This is a genomic window from Streptomyces sp. NPDC046862 (assembly GCF_040704615.1).
In the GTDB taxonomy this organism is placed as follows: Bacteria; Actinomycetota; Actinomycetes; order Streptomycetales; family Streptomycetaceae; genus Streptomyces.
In genome coordinates this window covers 31,785-51,139 of sequence record NZ_JBEYXP010000014.1, presented here as the reverse complement: position 1 = coordinate 51,139, position 19,355 = coordinate 31,785, and the positions used below count along the sequence as shown (strand labels likewise).

Here is a 19,355-nt window from a genome sequence, read left to right as displayed (position 1 = left end):
GCGGAGGCCGAGAAGGAGAAGGCCGAGGCGAAGGCGGAGCAGGAGGCCGAGAAGGCCGCTGCCAAGCAGGAGCAGGAAGCCGCCAAGGCGGAGGCCGACAGGGAGAAGGCCGAGGCGAAGGCGGAGCAGGACGCGGAGAAGGCGGCCGCCAAGCAGGAGCAGGAAGCCGCCAAGGCGGAGGCCGACAAGGAGAAGGCCGAGGCCAAGGCCGAGCAGGAGGCCGAGAAGGCCGCTGCCAAGCAGGAGCAGGAAGCCGCCAAGGCGGAGGCCGAGAAGGAGAAGGCCGAGGCCAAGGCCGAGCAGCAGGCGGAGAAGGCGGCGGCCAAGGAGGAACAGGCCGCGGCCAAGGCCGAGGCGGAGCAGCAGAGGGCCGAGGCGAAGGCGGAGCAGGAGCAGGAGAAGGCCGCCGCCAAGCAGGAGCAGGAGCAGGCGAGGGCCGAGTCGTCACGCCAGCAGGAGGACGCCCGGCAGGAGTCCGTACGCGAGAAGCAGCAGGCCCGGCTGGAGGCCGAGCACGCCAAGGCCGACGCGCAGGACGCCTACGACGAGCAGAAGGCCGACGCCCAGCAGGAGCGTGCGGCGGCCGAGCGGGAAGCCGACCGCCAGGAGGCGGAGGCGAAGCGGGAGTACGAGCAGGAGAAGGCCGAGGCCCAGCAGGAGCGGGACCAGGCCCGGGAGCAGGCCGAGCAGGAGCGGACGGAAGCCCGGCAGGAGTACGACCGCGACATAGCCGATGGTGTCGACGAGCGGGAGGCCCGCGAGGACTACGACCGGCGGATCGCCGAGATCGACGCCGCCGAGCGGGACGCCGTCAAGGAGGCCGACGACGCCCAGGCGCGGGCCAAGGAGGACTTCCAGGATCAGAAGGCCGCAGCCCAGGAGCAGCGGGAGGAGGCCCGCGCCGAGGCGGAGCAGGCCCGGCGGGACGCCAAGGCGCAGTACGACCAGCGCATGGGCGACATCCAGGCCGAGTACGACCGGATCGGGTCCGGCGACAAGGACATCAGCGAGCTGATCCGCCAGCGCATCGCCGACCTCCCCCAGCCGCCCGACCTCTCCTCGTACGGCATGGCGGGGCCCGGCTCGGCCGGCTCGGAGTATTCCTCCGCGTTCAGCGACAACCTCTACAACCAGGACGACCTGGCGTCCGCCCTGGGCCGCCCCGAGGGGGACGGAGCCCAGACCGGCTCGTCGAACGGTTCGACCGGGGGCGCGGGGTCGCCGATGATGCCGCCGATGATGCGGGGAGCCGGAGGTGAGGGCGGCGGGGGAACCGGTGAGCGGGTCCGCACCGTCGTGGAGCCCGGTGCCGCCCGCGCCGGCCGGGTGGCCGCCGGCACGCCGACGGTCGACGACGAGGAACACCGGGTGGTCCCGAGGTCCACGCAGACCAGCAGCAGTACGCCCTTCATGCCTCCGATGGGCGGCGGTATGCCCGGGGCGGGTGGGGCCGGACAGCAGACGGAGAGCGGCGACCGGGAGCGGACCACCTGGCTGGTGGAGGACGAGGACGTCTGGGGCACCGACGAGGGCGGCGCGCCCCAGGCACTGGGGAGATGACCTGCGCGACAGGCCCGTTGTCCTGTCCGGACGACCGGTGAGGAGAGCAGGTTGAGGAGAGCAGGTTGAGGAGAGCAGGTTGAGGAGACCAGGTTGAGTGAGTCGATGGAGGAACGCATCGCCCAGGCGATGGCGCATCTCAAGGCGACGGAAGAGGCCGTGGCCCGGGCGCAGAGCGAGCTGAACGCGGCCTCGGTGACCGCGCACTCGGCGGACAGGTCGGTCCGGGTGGCCGTCGGGGGGAAGGGCGAACTGACGAGCCTGGAGTTCCTCGACGGCAAGTACCGGAACATGGCCGCCTCGCAGCTGTCGGCCTCGGTGATGGAAGCCGTGAACGAGGCCCGCGCCGAGATGGCGCGCCGGGTCGTCGACACGCTCGACCCCCTCACCAGGATGACCTCCCGGGGCATGGCGCCGCAGCGGATGGGGGTCGACTGGGGCTCGGTCTTCGGGTCGTTGCTCAGCGAGACCGCCGTGGAGAAGAGGCCGACGGCGACGAACCGTTTCCGGGACGAGATCCACGAGGACGAGGAGCCGCCCGCCGCACCGACCGGTCGCGGCGGGGAGAACAAGCGACAGGGTGGTGCGTAGGGATGCCGGACGAGTTCACGGCGGACGTCACGGAGATCCGGGCCAGCTCCAAGCACCTCGACGACGCCGTCCGAGGGTCCGAGACCATTGGGCTCAGGTTCGACACCACCTGGGCCCAGACCGAGGGCTGGTGGGGCGAGGAGGGGGACGACGAGTTCGCCAACCAGCTCGGTCCGCAGTGCCGGGACGAGAAGGAGCAGGTGACCAAGACCGTCAACGACATCACCGGCGGTTTCCTGGCCCTGGTCGGCGCGGTCGCCCAGGAGGCCGAGCACGTCCAGCGTCCGCAGATCCAGGCACTGGACAACCTTGAGACGCTGAGCGCGGAAAGCGAGAACCGGCGGTAGCATGGCGATCATTTTCCCGCCTGCTCTGCGGGAGTTCATCGAGGTCTGGGTGGGCGCGAACGTCGCCACCGGTAACGAGGACAAGGGCTACAACAGTCGTTTCGCCTTCACGCAGTTGGCGGACGACATCGAAGCGCTGTCCGCCTCGATGAAAGGGGCGATCGACTCGGCGGGAAGCTCGCTTCCGCCGGCGATCGCCGATGAGTTCGTCGCCGCGGTGAGGACCTTCGTCGACGACGGCGGGGTGAATCACCTTCAGGATTTCGCCACCGAGCTCCGGGACATGGGATCCCGGCAGGTGAACCGCTCGATGAAGCTCGGCGAAGCCAAGTACGAGATTCTCATCGAGTTCATCCTGATGAATCTCGAACTCGCGCTGATCGCCGCGCTTTCCGTCTTCACGGGCGGTACGTCGCTGGCCGAGATAGCCGCGGCGAAGGCGCGTACCGCGCTCGCCATCCTGCTGGTCCTGCAGCGGCTGGGGCGTGCCGTCCCGACCCCCCTGTCGGTCGTGCTCGAAGCGATCCAGGAAGCCTTCGTCACGTTCACGGCCCAGCTCATCTCGATGACCGCGTCGGACAATCCGGACCGCCGGCGTTCGCAGTTCGACTGGACGGAGATCGCGCAGTCGGCGGTCGCGGGGGCGCTGGCGGGGCTCTTCGGCGGGATCTTCGGCCAGTTCACCGGGCCGATCGTGAAGAAGATCTTCAAGGACAGCCCGGCGTGGAAGGAGGTGATGGACCTTCCCCTCACCTTCGTCAACGAGGGGCAGGCCGAGACCTTCGCGGAAGCGTTCACCAAGCTCTTCTTCACCGGCCAGTTCTCCATCAACCCCGCGACGTTCGGGTCCGCCGGCCTCAGCGGCCTTCTCTTCGAGGCGGCCTCCGATGTCGCCGAGTTCGGCGGGAAGTGGGTGTACGACAAGTTCTTCCGCAACAACGACTTCGGTCCGAACGACATCAATTACCTCACGGACAACGGTGGGGGCGGAAACGGTTCCGGGAAGGGTTCCGGGAACGGGCCGAACACCGACCTCTACGACTCCACGACCGACTACACCCCTGACTACACCGTTGGTTCCGGTCCTCGTCCGCCCACGGTCTCCCAGAACGACGTCTACGACGTGCCCGAGGTCATCGGCGCGGATGACGTGAGTTCGTACGACAGTGATGTCAGCGACACGGACTCCATTTACAGCGATGCCAGCGACGTCAGCGATGTCAGCGACTTCAATGACACGGCGTCGATTTTCAGCAACGCCAGCAATTCCAGCAACGCCTCGTCCATGACCGACTACTCCGACTACTCCGACTACGGTGCCGAGGAGTACGGGCAGGCCGGGGCCAACGCGGCCACGGGCATGTACCCGGGCACGTACACCGGTGCGTCGGGGATCAGCGGTGCGGTCAAGCCCTCGTACTCCTTCGGCTCCTCGAACGCCACCGGGGTGAACAGCAGCCCCGACTACTCCGACGGCGAGAACACGCTGCCCGGGTATGGAGACAACTCGCCTCCCTCGTACGGCGATTCGGGCAGCGAGTCCGTCTTCTCGGCGCTCAACCCGTCGCCGGCCGCGGCGCCCGTTGACGTACCGTCCGCTGACTCGCCGTCGAACATCCCCACCGTGGGCTCCAACGCGCCCACCCCGTCGGGGAACGCGTCGTTCAGGGACGACGACGCGTTCGCACCGTCGGTCGAGGACGTGGACGTGGACGTGGACGTGGACGTGGACGTGGACGTGGCCGAGGACGTGGACGCGGACTCCGGACCCGACTCCGCCACTCCCCGTCCCGAAGCAGGCGCTCGACAGCAGGCCCCAGAGCCGGGCACGACGTCCCAGGACGCGGTGGCGGACCAGGAGGAGCAGCCGACCTCACCGGCGCCGCTCCCCGGCGTCGGCACTCCGGTCGGCGGTACACAGGCCGGCGCCACGGCCGGAGGACCACAGGCAGCCGCCCCCCAGCAACGGCCCCAGATCTCCGCCGACCCCGCCGACCCCGCCGACCCCGCCGACCCCGCCGTCCCCGTCGGCACCGACGACTCCACCGCATCGCCGCTCCCGGACGACGGCGCCGCCGACACCCGTACCCCCTCCACCGAGGAGCCCGGCCCCCGTACGACCGCGCCGTCGGCCGACTCCGAGGTTCCGCCGCCGTACCGGCCCGTGCGGACCGAGTCCGAGGCCCCGCCGACCGTCTCGACCGGTGACACCCGGATCCCGGTGTCCGCGGACACGCCGTCGGACTCCGTTCGGCAGGACGCTCCCCCCTCGGCCGAGTCCGGCCACGACGTCGGGACGAGCCGGCGGACACCGGAGCCGGGGCTGGAGCCGGGGCTGGAGCCGGCGCCGGAGACCGGGCCGGAGTCCGTGGAAGCCGGGCTCGCGCCGGTGTCGGCGTCCGCGGTCCTGGAACCCATACGCCCGGAGCAGTGGCGCGACCGGCAGCAGGGTGCGCCCTCGGTCCCGTTGCGGACCGAGCGGTACGACCCGGCCGCCGACCCGCTGGCGGCGGGGGAGGGGCGCGGGCCCGGAACGCTGGGCGGGCGCGACACCGTCATCCGGGTGTCGATCGAGCGCGTCCAGGCCGACGACGGCCGCTGGGTGCGGAACCTGACGCTGAACCTGCCGGTGAGCTTCGGCGAAGGGTTCTCCGCCGACCAACTGCACGACTACCAGGACTCGTTGCGCGAGCTGCTCGACACCCTCGTCAACGAAGGGCCGGACCCCCTGCCGGCATCCGGTGACCAGCTCAACATCGACCTGAACCTCGTCCACGCCCCCGACCACCCCGAGGCCATCAAGCTCAGCAGGGTGGACGAGCCCACCTCGTTCGACCAGTTCGAGTTCCAGCTGTACGCCGAGGACCCGTCCCTGGGGCCGGAGGAGAACGCCAGGCGGCGTCGCCTCAACAGCGCGCGAGCGCTGCACGAGATGCTGCACTACGCGGGCCTCAAGGACCGGTCCCTCGACCCGTGGTCGCTCTTCCGCCGCGTCAAGAACGCCGCCGTCGACAGCACCGGGATCATGGCCGACCCGGACACGCTGCCGGAGCCCGGCCTGCTGCCGCACTACCTCCGGACCATCGAGGACGTCACCGACTCCGGCCCGGCCGTGCCCGACCATCCGCTCACCGCCCCGCCCGCGCCGATGGCCACGGCCTCGAAGGACCCCGCCGGGCTGCTGCCGCCCGCTCACCTGCGGCCGGCGCATCCGCCCTCCCAGGCTCCCATCGGCCTCACCGCGCCGTACGAGACCGTCAAGGAGATCGAGGAGCTCTGGGACGCGGCGACCGAAGACGAGAACGGTGCCGACGGGAACCTCACCGTCACGATCGACGGCGCGAGTGTGACCGCCGACGAGCTGAAGTCCCTCATCCTGGACCGGATCGGCGCCGCCGACCGGGCGGGTGAGATCACCGTGCCCAAGCCGAAGGCCAAACTGAAGGCCGGGACCCGGCACAAGGTGCTGCTCTCCTACGTCGCCGACGGCCGGCCCCGCACCGAGAGCCGCGAGATACACCTCGCGTCGGCCCAGGCGGTGGCCTCGGCCTCGGCCTCCGCCTCGGTTTCGGCCTCGTCCTCGACCGCCGCGCCCGGGCCGGCCGTCCCGCCCGGGGCGGCCTTCGAGCCCGGGAGCACGCCCGCGGCCAACCAACGGACGCTGGAGGTGGGCCGGAAGGTCGGCGCGCTCCTGAACAGCCTCGTCACGAGCGGCGCGCCGATGAGGGACATCCGGCACCCCGCCGTGCTCACCGGGGGTGCCCAGGTCAGCGTGCGGTTCAACAGTCCGCGCCCCATCGGGCAGTTGGAGTTCCGGCTCGGCACGCCGTCGGTGGGGCAGTACGAGGACGTCGTCAACCGGGCCCTGGCGCGGCACTTCCCGAGCCCGGCCGGCTCCCCGCCCAACGTGCTCCGCCAGGACCCCCGGGACCCCCGCGCGCTCAGCGGCACCATCGACGGCGTCGACGTCACCATCAGCCCCGAAGGACCCGATGGCGCCGCCCACCGCGATACGAGCGATACGAGCGATACGGGCGATACGGGCAACAAGGGTGATACTGGCGATACGGCGGAGGTCCGGGGCCACACGCTCCCGTCCGTCGTCGACTCCGCGGTCGACACGGCGTACGCACTGGCCGTCGGCGCGAACGACCAGCAGCGGGCTGCGGCCCTGTTCGACCTGTTGTGGACGCTGGGCGCGAACCCGGGCCTGGAGGCGACGCTCGCCGAGGAACTGGTGAGGCGGCGCGGCGCCGAGTACGCCGCCCGGCCACCGGCCGGAGGGCGGGACGACCTGACCGCGCAGTTCAGCCAGGTGCTGGGCCGGCTGATCGCGACCAGGGCCACCCGTGAGGCGCTGTCGGCACAGTGGCGGGCCTTCGGCGCCACGCCGGAGGACGCCGGACGGCTGCGCGACGCCCTCACGGACCTCGCCGACGTCTTCCGGGTCGGGCCCGGTCCGTTCCGTGCGCTGATCCTCACGGCGGGCAACTTCAGCGGCGACATGTTCGCCATCGCGACCGCCCTCACGCTCAACCCGCGGCTGCGTCTCGGCGTGCTCACGGGTCCGCACCACCCCGACCAGGTCGGCCCCTTCATCCGCAGGACCCTCACCGCTCCGGTGCACGCGCGGTACGCCGACGCGGTGGCGGCCCTCGACGCGGACACCGGCCTGTCGCCGGCGGAACGCGCGGCGGAGCTGTCCCGGCTCACCGCCCGGCGGGACGCCGCACTGCGGGACCAGGAAGCACGCGTCCACGTCCTCCACTCCGCCGAACCGCACAGCCAGTACACCCAGTTCGCGAACGGCTACAAGGCCGTGCCCTACACGGACATGAGCCCCGCGGTGCCTCCCGGGTTGCGCAGCGCCCGGCTCCAGAAGCCGACCTCGTACGCGACGAGCGAAGTGGCGAACCTGTGGCGCGGCCAGGGGCGCGAACGGGCCGGGATCCGTGCGGCCTGGGGCCTGGCCTCCCCCCGTACGGAGGAGGTGCGGCGCTTCCTCTCGGCCCGGGGTGTGCCGGAGAGCGGGCCCCACGTCGTCCTGTGGTCACGGCTGGGCAGCCGCCAGGAGGGCGAGGCGCACCCGCAGCACGACAGCAGTACGGAGGGGCTGCGGCAGATCATCGACCGCCTGCCGCCCACCACGAACGTGATCATCGCGGGCGACAGCGCGCACAACGGCGCCCTGGAGCGGTTGTCCGAGCAGTACGACAACGTCCACGACCTCACGGAGTTCTGGAAGGACGACGACTGGCGGCAGTCGTTCCCCGACGGGACGCGCGCGGACCAGCTCCAGGTCTTCGACCACCTCGCACGGACCTCCGGCGACCTCAGGCACCTGGAGTTCGGCGGCGGCCTCAAGCACCTGGGGTTCCGCAGCGGCAACCTGGAGGCGTACGCCCTCATCGGGCACCAGGTCCGCTATCTGGAGGAGACCGGCAACCGCCAGGCCAAGCGCATGCAGACCTGGCACGCTCCGGCCATCGGCTACCAGCGGATCACGCTGAACAAGGTGCCGACGCTCGCCGGGCAGTGGGTGGTCGCCAACGCCGAGGTGACGGGCAACGAGGCCCCGGTCCCGTGGTGGGGCGACCTCGGCGGATCGAGCGAGACCTCCCGCGCACAGCGCAAGGACGAGGAACTCGCCCGGTTCGGCATCAAGAACTCCCGCTCACAGCGCGGCTTCGCCCCACTGGACCTCAGCGCCATCGGGACGTACCTCGGCTTCTCCACCCCGGGCTCACTCGGCCAGGGCTCCGTGTCGCCGGGCGACGTGTGGACGTCGGGGGAACTGTCCGACGTCGCGCAGGACGTGCACCGCGAGATCGTGCGAAGGTTCGGGAAGCTGCCGGAGCCCGGGGACGCGGCGGACCGGCAGTTGTGCGTGGCCCTGGTGGAGGGCGTCCGGGACCGTCGCTTCCCGCAGCGGCCGGGAGGCGGCGCGCGGGCGGGCCGGTCGCTGGGCGACGAGGCCCTGGGGACGGGCCGTGTCACGGACCGGCTGGCGCCCGGCGCCGACTGGGACCGGGTGGGTTCCTGGGACGCGGTGACGGACGCCCTGGCCGAGAAGGGCCCCGGCAGTCTCGCGCTGATCCTGACCCGCAGCACCTCCGGGCCGGGGCACGCCCTCGCCGTGTACTACCCGCGCTACGCGCCGGGCGAGGAGGACGCCGGTCCGGTCTGGGTGGACATGACGCGGGACGGCGTGCGGGTGCTTCCGGGCGACCCGGAGATCCCGCCGGTGGAGGCGCGGGCGCTGGTCGTCGACCCCACGGGCGCGGTCGACGAGGACGCCCTGGACGGCTTCCGGGAGTCGTCGTCGACGCAGCACGTGGTCGTCGACGGCGCCTCGGATTCCCGGTACGGCGTGTCCCTGTTCCGCAGAAGCGGGACGAGGACCACGTCCACGGAGCCGCAGCCGGAGACGGCCGCGCCCACCCCGCAGCCGGAGACGGCCGCGCCCACCCCGCAGCCGGAGACGGCCGCGCCCACCCCGCAGCCGGAGACGGCCGCGCCCACCCCGCAGCCGCAGCCGCAGCCGCAGCCGCAGCCGCAGCCGCAGCCGCAGCCGGAGCAACAGCAGCCGCCGGAGGAGGAGCCTGCGGACCAGATCACGGCACTGGCTCCGCCGGCACCCGCCGACCAGATCACCCCCGAGCCGTCCACCACTCCCGAGCCCTCCACCAGCACCGCACTCTCGTCCACCACCACCACCACCGACCGCGAGCCCGTACTCGACCGCCGTATGGCGCCCCCGCCCACCGGACGGCGTACCCCGGCGCGGTTCGAGGACGGCCGGAGCATGCCCAAGTACGTGGACGACCTGGAGGCTCTGCTGCCGGACGGTCTGACCGACGCCGAGCGGGCGGAACTCCTCGCCAGCCCGAGCACCTTCGGCCAGAGCGCGGTCGTTCTGCGCGGCACCGACGCGGTGGCCCGGGAGATCCGGGACGAGTTGCGGCGGCGGCCGGGGGCACGGCTCTCCGACGACACCCAACTGCTCACCGACATCCGGCGGACGCTCCGGGAGAAGCCGAAGACTCTGACGGACGGCGGGCGCCCGTTCCCGTACGTCAACGAGGCCGGAGAAGTCCGGGTCCTGTACGTCAACACGCGCCACCGCGGGAACTGGAGTCCGTTCGACGACGGCCTCGGCCACGCCGCGAAGATCGACAGCATGCACCGGGCGGCGGCTACGTTCGGGTTCACGAAGAACATGCAGGCCAACTCGCAGTTCGGCCTCGGCGGGCCCCTCGGCCCCGCGAGCACCGCGGCGTTCGGTGGCTTCGGCCGCCTCGCCTTCCGGTTCGGCTTCATCAACAAGGTCGGCTACACGCTGACCGACCAGCGGCAGAACCAGATGGAGACCCGTACGCTCGACGACTCCCGGACGTATCTGGACGACGTCCACTACGAGATACGGATCACCGACGCGGCGGGCCGTGCCGTCACGGGCACCGACACCGACCCGACCGCATCGGAGCGGTTCGGGTTCGGCGTGCGCGACGGGCTGCGGGTGCGGCTGCCCGACAGCGTGACGAGGATTCCGGAGCCGGGCCGGATCCCCCGGTCCATCGGACTGGACCGGAACTCGCAGTACCGCTTGGTCCGTGTCGAGGGCTTCGGGCCGGTGGCGGCGATCCGCGACTGGGCCGTCGGGCTCATCGGTGCCCTGCCGGGCAGTTCCGCGTACGACGAACTGGACACGTTCTTCTCGGCCGACAGTTTCCAGCGGCACGGCGGCACGCTGGCGCGCGGCCGGATCACCACCCCGCCGCTGTTCGCCGACGACAAGAAGAAGTCACCGCTGGGCGTCTTCGTCGTCGAGGAGCTGATCCCCCGCGCCGCCGTGCTCGTCGGGGAGACCGACAAGGCCGAGATGCGGGACGTCAACACCTCCACGGTCCGCAGCGAGCGCAGCCGGGCGAAGGGCACCAGTCTGCTGCTGCAGGCCGTCGCAGGACCCGCGTTCAACTTCTTCGACCCGGGTGTGGCGCCGTTCGACCTGCGGTTCCAGGCCGGGCCGAACGCCCAGTACTCGTTCGCGCGGACCTACCAGGCCGGCCTCGGCGGCGCCGGTGCCCTGAAGTCGGTGGGACAGGTCAAGGGCCCGAAGACCGCCCTGTACCTGGTCATGAAGTCGGTACGGGTACGGCGCGCCGGTGACGGCGGCCCGCCCCGGCAGTTCCTTACCTGGAGCCTGGACCGGATGACCAGCTCCGAGGCGCGGCGGCTGGCCGGATGGGACGACGGGACCTCGCTCGCCCTGCGGAACCCGCCGTTCGTCCCGGCCTACCTGACCGTGGACCGGCCGCGCACCCTGGGCATGCACCGGGTGAAGGAGTTCACCTTCGACGACGGCCGGCGCACCCGGGTCGTACCGGACGACGCGGACGGTGTCGGCCGGACGCTGCTGGACGCCTTCGCCGACAGCGTGGTGAGCGAGGTCGCCGCCCGGCGCCGGGGACTCGTCGTGCCTCTGGACCAGTTGAACCTGCCGAAGGGCTGGCGCGCCCGCTTCCACGACATGATGCGACGCGACCCGCGGAGCGTGCTCGACGCCGCCCGCGGCCTGCCGGTGCCGCCCCAGTGGTCCGACCCGGCGAAGTACCACACGGCCCTCCAGAACACCCTGCAGATCCTCGGTGTGCTGTCCCAGCAGAACGTCACCTCCAACCTGGAGGCGCTGACCACGGTCGGCCTGCCGATCCGGCTCACCGACCCCGACGCCGTCGGGCAGACGTACTACACCCTCCGGGTCCACGGAACACTGACCGGGCGCCGGTACGAGGGCAGGGACACCGACGAGGGAATACGCTTCAGCGCCCCGGGCACCGACCGGATGGACGGCCAGACGAGCGCCAAACGCGGCGTGGACCTGGGCTTCGAGGGCACGCTCTCGGGCCGCGACAACAACACCGACGACACCGGGCTGCGCAGGAACACGCTCGGCCTGACGCTGGGCGCGCGCACCGGATGGCAGTGGGAGGCCGAGAGCGCCTTCGGCTCGACGGTCACCCACGAGCCGGTGTCGGTGAGCAACCAACCCACCGACCTGTACCGGTTCCGCCTCGAACTCACCATGACCTTCAGCGGCTTCTGGCGGCCCCGCGGGCTGATCCGCGGCCTCGGCCTCGGACTGCCGGGGCTCCTGGTCCTCGACGAGCCGGTCGACATCCTCTTCGGGCGGACGCCCCAGGGGCACCTCAGGGGCGGCGGCCCGGTGACCGGGCAGGTGCTGATCGGCATCCCCGCCCAGCACGCCCCCGTGGCCGACCCGCACGCCGACGGCGCGCTCAACCCGTATCTGACCACCGAGCCCGAGCCCGCACCCATGAGCACCCAGCGCGCCCTCGCCCTGGCGAAGGGCGACCTCGTACTGCCCGGCGGCGGCAGCGACCCGCATGCCGGACGGCTCGCCGGGCGGGGGACGGACCAGTTCCGGGAGTTCCGGCAGCACCCCTTCGTGATCGTGAGCATGGTGCTCTCGCCCCAGCTGGTCGCGGAGGTGAACCGGGTCCTGCAAACGGCGTCGGGCAGCGCCTGGCAGCTGGTGAAGGAGTCCGCCCCCACCCACGAGGCGATCGTCCGGGTCTTCACGCCCCAGTACCTGACCGCGAGCTTCGACCAGAGCTCGGGGCCGCTGGGCCTGACGGCGAGCGGCCTGCTGGGCAAGGGTCCCGCCGCCGAGTTGTGGGGGACCTTCCGGTACGCGACGACGGTGGGGGCCCTGCGCCCCCTCACCGGGTCGGTGCCCATGGCCACCGAGACGGCCCTCGGCGGCACCCGGCAGGCGGCCGGCAAGATCGGCAACAGCAGGACCTTCGTCTTCGGCGGCCAACTGGGCTACAACTCCGCCCAGCACCCCGGGCACGGGCTCCTGGGCACGTACGCGCTCGTCGCGAACCCCGTCTCCCTGGCCGGCACGCGAAGCCGCAACGTCATCCGTAGCGTCGTCACGGACGTGAACCGCAGTGGGGGCACTCACCAGGTGCTGGTCGCCGGCGATGTGCAGCACTGGTTCGCGCTGACGGCGAGCCGGCTCGGGACGGGCCGGTTCGGGCGGGCCGCGGCGGGCAGCCCGCTCGTCCCGTCGGCGCTCGCCGGAGCGGCGGGGACGGAACTGACCACCCCCGCCGGCCTGCTGGGGCACCTGCCGGAGAAGAGCGCCCACCGGATGGGTCTGCTGGACGACGGGATGGGCGAGGTCCCCCGCTACACCGCGCACCTCTGGTCGCCACAACCGTGGCTGCGCGGCGCCCCCTTCGGCACGTACGCGGTGAACGCGCTGGACCCGACCGGTGCGCTGCTCGCGTTCGAGGAGCGGATCCGCGGGCTGGGGCTCGACGAGGAGAGCCGGGAGAAGATCCGCCAGCTGGTGACGGCCCGCGCCACGCGTGCCCTGAAGGGGGAGATGACGACCACCGGCCCCTCGACGATGGTCACCGTCGGGCGCATGGGCTGGGACGGCGTGCGGATCGGCAGTCGGTGGGTACGGGCGCGGGTCGAGCTGATCCCCGGGACGCCCGTGTTCCAGGGGCTCGACCACAGCGTGGAGGTGGAGGAGAACCGGCAGGCCGTCGAGACCGTCCAGGAGAACTCGGAGGCCTCGTCCGGGGCGGACATCGGGATCCAGACCAGCCAGGTGGTGTACACCGGCAACCCGTCCGTCCTGGGCGCCGGGCCCACATACACCGAGAGCGGAGCCGGCAAACAGACGATCGCGTCGAGCCACGCGACCACCACCGTCACGATCTACCGGACGGCTGCCACCGAACCGCACGCCGAGATCGTCACCCCGTACACCATGCGGATCACGCTGGAGGCGGACGACAGCCCAGGCACGGGCACGGACACGGGCACGGACACGGGCACGGACACGGGCACGGGCACGGACACGGAGACCGTCACGGCCCTCGACCGTTTCCTGGGCAGGCGGCGGATCGTCGAGGAGCACGGCGTGGGGGAGCTGCGCGAGCATGTGCCGCTGAGCCTGATGGAGCCGGTGGCACAGGAGGGGGACGGGGCTCTCGACGACGTTGCCGGTTCATCCGATGTTGCCGGTTCTTCCGACGTTGCGAGTTCTTCCGACGAGGACGTTTCCGCCACGTTGCCCGCCCCCGATCCGTCCAGCGATCCCGCCCTGGCCGGTGCGCCCCGGCCCGTGCCCCTTCCGCAGCCCGGACACGAACTGCGGGTCCGGTACGGCGACGGCGTCGAGCGGCCCTTCGTCTTCCCCGAGAACGGCTTCCATCCCCGGGCGATCGTGGGGATGGAGAACATCCGAGTGGCCAACGCGCTCCTGCTCACCAGGGCGTACGACGCCGGCTTCTCCCTGCGTGCCCTGGAGGCCGACACAGGCCCCGGCGCCGCCACTCTGACCGAACTCCTCCGCAAGACCAGGAACACCGGCCTCACCCGGCTCGGCACCGGCACCGCGCAGGCGCTGGAGGACGGCACCGGCTACATGGCCATCACGTCCTTCTACCCCCGCACCCTGGAGCCCGAGGGCTACCAGATCGCGGGGCTGACCGAGAAGTCCTTCGTCGGCACCGACACCGGCGAGCTGTCCCTGCGCTCCACCCCCGACTTCAGCCGCGCCCTGCTGCTGACGGTCGCGGACGGCCAGAGGCAGGAGGTGCTCAGGTGGTACGGCGAGAACGCGGGCACTTCGACGGCGGGAGAGCACACGCAGTCGGGAAACCTCGGCGGCGGTTTCCTGTACGACTCGCAGGGCGACGCCGGGTCCAACCAGATGGGGGTCTTCGTTCCCGGCCCCAACGACCTCGACGGTGACGCGATGCCGGTGGTGGACGAACACCTGACGTCGCGGAACCTCAAACCGAAGACCGGGCGCACATTCCTGTTCGCGGTACCCGCCACCTTCGTCAGCGCCGGCGACGTGCACCGGAGCATCAAGGACTCGAAGGCCGCGACCGCGCTGCGGGGCACCTTCGGCGGCCGGGCGAGGCCGGGTCCGCAGGCGATGGAGTCCGAGGCGTACGTCCTGGCCTGGATACGTGAGGACGTCGCCCGCGAGCTGATGCTGGTCACCGACGCCACCTTCCCCGAGCGAGTCGGCACGGCGTGGGACGCGGTCGGCAGTGCGAGCGAGGCGTTCGTCGACGCGGACAAGGCCTACTGGACGAAGCGGCGCACCGCGATCCATCTGCGGGAGGCCGTCGACACCGCGCAGCGCGCCGTGGACGACGCGCGCCCGGCCGCCCGGGCCGCCACGATCCCGCTCGACCTCGCCCGCGACGCCGACGACGCGGCGGGCGCCGCCCTGCGCCGGGCCGAGGCGGACGCCGTCCGGGACCACGGCATCGCGCAGCGCGCCGTGGACGACGCGCAGGCGGCCCTCGACGCCCTCGACGCGGAGGACACCGCCCCCGAGCACGACGGCTGGGCCGAGTTCCTGCGGGACGAACGCGACGCCGCCGTGGCGCGGTTGGCCGAGGCCACCTCGCAGGCCGCCGACCTGCGCGCGGCTGCCGACCGACGGGTCGAGGACGCCCGCGTCCAGCGGGCCGGGGCCACCGCCCGGCTGGAGGCGGCCCGGCTGTCCGCCGACGCCGCCCAGCGGCCGCTCGACGCCGCCGTCGCCCGCCGGAACACGGCACAGGACGCCCTGGAGGCCCGGCGCGCGGAGCTGGACGGGCTCAGGGAGACGGCGGAACGCGCCGCGGCGGAGTACCACCGGGTACGGGCCGGGACCGACCAGCTCACCCGCTGGTACCGGCTGGCCGCCACCGAGGAGGGCAGGGAGCAGCTCGACGGCCGCACCCCACCGCCCGACGTGACCTACCAGGCCCCGCCCCGGCCGGTCGTGGCGCCGCCCCCGGCGCGCCCCCGCTACACCAGGACCGGTACCGGACCTGCCGCCCGGCTCACCTCGCCCGCGCCCGGGAACGAGACCTACGCCCTCCACGACGGCCCGGCGGACGGCGAGTCCTTCTTCCGCGCGCTCGCCCAGGGCCTGGACCCGGCACTCCTCGCCCGGGCCGGGATCGACCCCGCGAGCCCGGACGCGGTGTCCGGGCTGCGCAGACTGCTGGCCGCCCGGCTGACCGACCCGGCCGACGCGGACCTGCTCGCCTTCGTCACCCCCGACGACACCGACACCTTCAGCACGGGGGAGATCGACGAGGCGGGCCTCGACCTGGGAACGGACACCCCGGCCCGCCGCGAGTTCGACGCCCTCGGAGGACTGATCCCGCACGCCGCCGACCTGAGCCCCGAGGCCCGCGCCGGACTGGCGGTCGCCCAGCTCCTGCGGCGCGGTGACGGCGGGTCCGAGGCCGGGACCGGGACGGGGACGGGGACGGAGGCCGGGACGGGGACGGGGACGGGGACGGGGACCGAGGCCGGATGGAACCACTCCGCCGCGGACCTGCTCCCGATGCTCGTCGCCCGCACCTTCGGCGTGGAGGTCACCGTGGTCAGGGACGACGGCACGTTCGACCACTTCGCGCCGGGGAGCCGCCCGGGAGGAGGGAACCTCGGGGGTCTCGTCGAGGACGCCGAGGCCGACGCGGAGGCCGAACGCCCGCCCCTGGTCCTCAGCCTCGAAGACCGCCACTACCGGCTGGCGCTGCCCCTCGGACAGACCCCCACGCCTCTCGCCCCCCGAGCCGGGACCGATACCGATGCGTGGTCGCCGCGTCAGCTGAGCGACGTCGCGCACGAGGTGCACCGGGACGTGGTGGCGGGCCTCGGCGGGCTGCCCCTGGTCCCGGGCGTCGAGGACGCGGCCGATCTGCGGCTGTGCGTGGCGTTGGTGGAGGGGCTGCGGGACCGTCGTTTCCCGCGCCGTCCGGGTCAGGGTGGCGGTGCACGGTCGGGTGGCGGTGTGCGGTCGGGCCGGGCGCTCGGGGACGAGTCGGTGGGCACGGGGCGTGCCTGGGACCGGCTGGGTCTGGGCGCGGACTGGAGCCGGGTGGGTTCCTGGGGCGCGGTGACGGACGCGGTGGCCGCGAAGGGACAGGGGAGTCTGGCCCTGGTGCTGACCCGCAGCACCTCGGGCCCCGGGCACGCGCTCGCGGTGTACTACCCGCACTACGAGCCGGGTGAGCAGGACGCCGGTCCGGTGTGGGTGGACATGTCGCAGGACGGGGTGCGTCTGCTGCCGGGCGGGCCGGGGTTCGCCCCGGTGGAGGCCCGCGCGGTGGTCATCGACGCCACGGGGGACACCAGTACGGAGGGGCTGGCCGGCTTCAGGGAGTCGTCGTCGACGCAGCACGCGGTGGTCGACGGTGCCGTGGACCCGCGGTACGGGGCGTCGCGCTTCCGGCAGGCGGGGGGCCCTCCGGAGCCGGACGACTCCGACTCCGACTCCGATCCGGACTCCGGCTCGGACTCCGGCTCGGACATGGACATCGACGAGGACTCGGACGACGACGCGGACTCGGACGTGGACTCGGACGTGGACGTGGAGGACGCACCGGCGGACGCGTCACCGCGGCCGTCGGCCGATGGCCGCGACCAGGACAACATGATGATCATGCAGCCGGGCTATTCGGCCGGCGATCAGTTCGGTATCTCGGCCTCTCTGATCCACAACCCCAACCTGCACGTTCTCATCGCCCGTGGCCCCGCACCCGGCGACCCCGGCCATGACGCCGTCAGGGACAAGTCGCGGGCCATCGCCGAGTTCTACGGTGCCACCGGGATCGAGGCCCGCCGGATCCACTTCGTGGACGTCGACTCGATGGAGACCTCCAGCGTCTGGCCGGCGCTGAACCGTGAGGCCACCCGTATCGCCCAGGAGGACTGGGGAGTCGACGAGACCTACGAGGAGATGTTCGAGGAAGGGCGACTGTGGAACGTCGCGGCCGGCACCGACTACATCGCGGAGGTCTTCTCCCCGGAGCTGCGCGAGGACGTGCGCGCCCACTGGGGACTGAACCAGGGACACGACGACGAGATCGGTGCCTGGCTGGCGGGCAAGGGAGTCAACCTGCCGCCGTCCGGCGGGAAGGTCCTGGTGCTGTGGTCCCGTTTCAGCGGCAAGGGCAGGCAGTGGGCCAACCTGCGCGGCCGGATGGAGCACGACACCAGCTTCCAGGGCGTCCGGCAGATCCTGCGGGACGTGGCCGGGGAGTACGACTCGGTGATCATCACGGGTGACTCCACGGGTGATCCGGAGGACGGCGGCAAGTGGGGCCGGCTCGTGGCGGAGATGCGCGGTGAGCTGGGCATCGACACGATCCACGAGATCACCGGCTTCTGGAAGGGCACGGACCAGGGGCTGGCGGCGTGGGGCGGGGAGACGCGCAACGGCCAGTACCGGCTCTACGACTACCTCGACCGTCACCACGACCTGCAGCACCTCGGCTTCCGTTCCGGGAACCTGGAGGCCGTCGCGCTGATCGGTCACCAGGTCAGCTATCTGGAGGACGTCGGGGCGACCGGTTCCTCCCGCATGGCGGCATGGCGCGACGTCGGCGACGGAAGCACCCCCAGCGGGGGCATGGCACCCGGCTACCACCGCGTCCTGGTGTCGGAACCGCCCACTGCGTCCGGCCGGTACTCCAAGAAGTTCGAGCGGGGCGGGCCCCTGGACGGGCAGTACGAGCCCCCGGAGCCCGGCTCCTGGTGGCCCAAGCCCGTCGAGGTCTACGCCGAGGAGCGCGGTTTCAGCTACGACGACCTGAACGTCATACGCGAGGAACTGGAACTCCCGCAGCGTCCCGAGGGCCAGGGCGATCACGCCTTCCACGTGGACCGGATCCGTCACCTGCGGCGGAAGTACGAGGCGGTGCGTGACGCCGTACGGCGTCATCCGGTGGACGACCGGACCGAGGCGACGCTGGTGTGGCTGGACGGGGTCTTCGCGACGTCGCCGGACACGTACGGCGGTGGTGCCCGGCAGATGTACGACGACATCGTCCAGCACGTGCTCCCGCGCCTGCCCCATGTCTGGCGGTACCACCGGTGGCAGATGTGGAACCAGGCGTCCGTCCAGGCCGCCGCCTCCGGATCAGCGTCCGCACCTGCCTCCGGATCCGCATCAGCGTCCGCGTCCGCGCCTGCCTCCGCATCCGCATCCGCGTCCGCCCCCACCCCGGTGTGGACCGGTCCCGGCACCCTCGACCTCGGCGGCGTCCCGCTGCGGCTGTATGAGGTGCCGGGCGACGGCGACAGGTTCGCGGAGGCGCTGGCGCGCGCACTGCGGGACGGCGCGGCGCCGGCGCCGGTGGCGGCGAACGGCCTCGCCGCCGCGCTGGCGGGGCCGGACGGCCCCGCCGCGCTGCACCGCTGGGCCGAGTACCGGCTCGGCGCCCCCGACGCGGCGGACAGGGCCCCCTTGCTCGCCGGACCCGACTGGCTGGGCGGCCGGCCGGAACCGTCCGTCGCCGAACTCACCGCCGCCGGGGTCCCGTTGCAGCTCAGCGAGGCCCAGAGCACCTTCGCCGTGCTCAGCGGGCAGTCACTGACGGCCGCCGAGGTCACGCTCACCCTCGCGCAGCGCTACCGGCTCCTGCGCCAGGGTCCGGGCGGCGGGCACCTCACCGCGACCACCGCCGCACTGGTCGCCGAGGAACTCGGTATCCGGCTCGTCCTCACCGAACCGGACGGCCGCGTACGGTCGTTCGGCCCGGTGACCGGGCCCGTCGTCGTGCTGGCGTACGTCGGCGGTGTCTACTACCCGGCCGCGGCCGGGGCCACGACCCGGGCGGAGCCGTCATGAGCGCACAGTGTCAAAATTCTTGCAGCACAAGGAAGTTGACGAGGCATCCGGAGACGACGTGGGTTGATCTCCCGGTCATCCCCTCTCCATCTTCAGTCCGTAGAGTCGCGGCCTTGGCCGACCCCTGTCTGGTGACCGAAGGGCACATGAGCGAGAACCCG

The 19,355-nt window shown here is 72.3% G+C and carries 3 protein-coding genes and 1 pseudogene; all 4 read left to right on the top strand.

From position 1 onward, the window contains the following. Window positions 1–1,560 (top strand): annotated as a pseudogene (locus AB0959_RS17455) (hypothetical protein); the annotation flags it as partial. Window positions 1,561–1,653: 93 nt separating this feature from the next. Then, complete coding sequence (locus AB0959_RS17450; RefSeq protein WP_366827278.1) at window positions 1,654–2,151, top strand: YbaB/EbfC family nucleoid-associated protein; 498 nt, start codon at window positions 1,654–1,656, stop codon at window positions 2,149–2,151. A gap of 2 nt (window positions 2,152–2,153) precedes the next feature. Beyond that, a complete protein-coding gene (locus tag AB0959_RS17445; protein WP_366827277.1) occupies window positions 2,154–2,498 on the top strand; it encodes a hypothetical protein in 345 nt (114 codons plus the stop codon). A 1-nt stretch (window position 2,499) separates the two neighbouring features. Continuing rightward, window positions 2,500–19,194, top strand: coding sequence for a hypothetical protein (locus AB0959_RS17440; protein WP_366827276.1), 16,695 nt, complete (start codon window positions 2,500–2,502; stop codon window positions 19,192–19,194). The last annotated feature ends 161 nt before the right edge of the window (window positions 19,195–19,355 follow it).